Below are 2,042 nucleotides of genomic sequence, written 5' to 3' on the forward strand. Positions count from 1 at the left end.
CAATGTCCTTGGTATGGATAAACGCAATCTGGCACATATTCATTTCTGGGAAACGGCCATTATTGCAGGTATTTCCCTTGTAGCGGGGCTTATATTCGGGATTGTTTTTTCAAAACTTGCAGAATTGTGGATGGTGAATATTCTGAATGGTCAGACGGATTTCAAGCTGAGAATTGAAGGTTCAGCCATCAGAGAAACTATTCTGGTTTTTCTTGTTATTTTTATTCTGATTCTGTTGAGTGCTTTAAGAAAAATGACAATGGCCAGTCCAATGGAATTGCTGAGAAGCGAACATACCGGTGAAAAACCGCCGAAGGGCAATTGGTTACTGGCGTTGCTTGGTATTGTGGTGCTTGCCATTGCTTATGGTCTGGCGGTAACAATCGAAGACCCGGTTGTGGCTTTGACATGGTTTTTTGCTGCGGTTATTCTTGTTATCGTAGCAACGTACCTGCTTTTTATTGCCGGATCAGTAACCCTTTGCCGGATTTTGCAGAAGAATAAAGGTTTTTATTATAGGAAACAACACTTTATATCTATTGCCTCAATGAGTTATCGTATGAAGCGAAATGGTGCCGGTCTGGCTTCCATCTGTGTACTGAGCACTATGGTGCTAGTGATGCTTTCATCAACCATCTGTCTTTATGCCGGAGTAGAGAACATTATGCGTGAGCGTTATCCGAGAGACCTGTCCTATGAGGTTCATGTCAGTGCGCCAAAATATCTGAATGAAAAAAGTGAGGCTAATTGGCGTCAGCTGATGGAGGAGACGCTTCATGAAAGCCATCTGACAGCTTCCGATGTTCTGGAATATACATCTGCTTTTTTTTATGGGAAACTTGAAGGCCATAATTTCAGAATGAAAGATGAGTTGATTGACATGGAAACGAATGAATCAACAGCTTTCGATGTCGATGAAGTTTATGTGGCGCCGCTCAGCGTATATAATCGTGCGACCGGAGAAAAAGAGACACTTAATGCGGGTGAAGCGCTGGTTGCTGTGTATGGCGGTTCTTATGAAAATAATACAGACATATTATCCATTCACAATGACATTCAGTTGAATGTAAAAAAGGTGATTTCAAATTTTAAGGCGATTCATATGGATGGTTCAGTATCAACGAAGGTTTACTATATTTTTGTGCCGGATTTTGATGAGGTGGCAGAAAAACTGGCTCAGTACAATCTGGCTCGGTATATGACATATTACGGCTGCAATTTAGACGGCAGTGATGATGCAGAGATGGCTGCAGAGGGTGTGTTAAATAATAAATTTGCCGCCCTTGATGCATCACAGCAGGAAGGTATTAATTATGTCCGTTGTGAAAGCTATGCCTTTAATAAAGAGAGCTTTTACGGTGCATTTGGCGGATTGCTGGTACTTGGCATTCTGCTCGGAATTGTCTTTGTCTTTGCGGCTATACTGATTATGTATTACAAGCAGGTGACGGAGGGGTATGAGGATCAGTCAGGATTCGTTGTTATGCAGAAAGTCGGCATGACGAAGAAAGATATCCGGCAGAGTATTAATTCACAGATATTGATTGTTTTCTTTGCACCGCTTCTGCTGGCAGGTTTGCATTTGCTGTTTGCTTTTCCGATGATTTCTAAATTGCTGTTGTTATTTGGGCTGAATCGGACACAGTTTCTGGCAATGGTGGCACTGGGATGCTATCTGATGTTTGCAGTGTTCTATATTATCGTTTACAAAATGACATCCGGAGTTTATTATCGGATTGTAAGTGTCAATAATAAGTAAATTTGGTGGCGTGTGTTCTGTTTTGGACACACGCTTGTTACTTGGCAGATGGTTCATTTCATGTTATCATAAAGAAAGTAAATATCTATGAAGCTATGGTTGTTATGTCTATTGCGAAAGCGTAACAGTATTGAGAAAATATGAGTAAAGATAAGACAAAAAGAAACACAGCTTATTTTCACCTCCCTGGGCTGTTTGAATTTTATGAATTGTATCGTATTTTTCTGTCCTTATTCCATGAGCACAGAGAATACTTTTATGACTGGTGTGAGATTGGCTCTAT

1 protein-coding gene is annotated in these 2,042 nt (G+C 40.6%); it reads left to right on the forward strand.

The features are described 5' to 3' along the window. A partial coding sequence (locus WMO25_RS17500) for an FtsX-like permease family protein (RefSeq protein WP_349086469.1) occupies positions 1 to 1,759 on the forward strand: 1,759 nt, incomplete at its 5' end. Positions 1,760 to 2,042 lie beyond the last annotated feature (283 nt).

This window comes from Coprococcus intestinihominis (assembly GCF_040096555.1).
Classification (GTDB): domain Bacteria; phylum Bacillota; class Clostridia; order Lachnospirales; family Lachnospiraceae; genus Coprococcus_A; species Coprococcus_A intestinihominis.